Source organism: Burkholderia sp. Bp8984, assembly GCF_003853755.1.
Classification (GTDB): Bacteria; Pseudomonadota; Gammaproteobacteria; order Burkholderiales; family Burkholderiaceae; genus Burkholderia.
This window is the reverse complement of record NZ_QTQN01000092.1, coordinates 1-1,051: the sequence shown is the minus strand read 5'-3', so window position 1 is coordinate 1,051 and position 1,051 is coordinate 1. Positions and strand designations below refer to the sequence as shown.

2 protein-coding genes are annotated in these 1,051 nt (G+C 65.0%); both read left to right on the top strand.

All coding sequences use genetic code 11. The annotated features are described in order from the left end of the window. A partial coding sequence (locus DID98_RS35460; RefSeq protein ID WP_260428146.1) for a transketolase occupies window positions 1-540 on the top strand: 540 nt, incomplete at its 5' end. Beyond that, the coding region (locus DID98_RS35455) for a transketolase family protein (protein WP_409362353.1) at window positions 537-1,051 on the top strand (515 nt) is incomplete at its 3' end. The genes DID98_RS35460 and DID98_RS35455, both read left to right, overlap by 4 nt.

Sequence of the window (1,051 nt, the reverse complement as noted above, 5' to 3'; positions counted from 1 at the left end):
CGTTTGCCGATGTCGGGGATGGCGAGCTACACGCCCGGCATGGAGATGTCCGGCGGTTCGCTCGGCCAGGGCCTGACGATCGCGGTCGGCCGTTGTCTCGGGCTCAAGCGCAACGGCTCGGACGCGCTCGTCTATACGCTCTTTTCGGACGGCGAGCTCGACGAAGGCGCAATCTGGGAAGGGCTGATGTCGGCCGCGCACTGGAAGCTCGACAACCTGATCGCGATCGTCGACGTGAACAACCAGCAGGCCGATGGCCCGTCGACGCAAGTCATGGCGTTCGAGCCTCTGGTCGACAAGCTCGAAGCATTCGGCTGGTATACGCAGCGAGTCGACGGCAACGATATCGACGCGGTAAAGCGCGCGTTCGACAACGCGCGCCGACATGACAGGCCGCAGCCGCGGATCATCGTCTGCGACACGAAGATGGGGTGCGGCGTGCCGTTCCTCGAAGCACGCGAGAAGAGCCATTTCATCCGCGTCGATGCGCACGAGTGGAAGCTCGCGCTCGACGCACTCGAAGCAGGGAGACACGCATGAGCACCGTCGACAACAAGCCGCGCCTGAAGACTTCGGCGATGATCGCGTCCATCGCGGCCGAGGGGCAGGCGACCCGCGCCGCGCCGTTCGGCCATGCGCTCGCGAAGCTCGCGCGCACGAACGGCAACGTGATCGGCATGACGGCCGATCTCGGCAAGTACACCGACCTGCACATTTTCGCGAAGGAATTTCCCGAGCGTTACTACCAGATGGGCATGGCCGAGCAGCTGCTGATGGGCGCCGCCGCCGGCTTCGCGCACGAAGGCGCGCAGCCGTTCGTCACGACCTATGCGGTATTCGCGACGCGCCGCGCGTACGACTTCATCCATCAGGCGATCGCCGAGGACAATCTCGACGTGAAGCTGGTGTGTGCATTGCCGGGCCTCACGACCGGTTACGGACCGAGCCATCAGGCCGCCGAGGATCTCGCGCTGATGCGCGCGATGCCGAACATGACCGTGATCGATCCGTGCGACGCGCTGGACATCGAGCAGATGGTGCCGGCGATTGC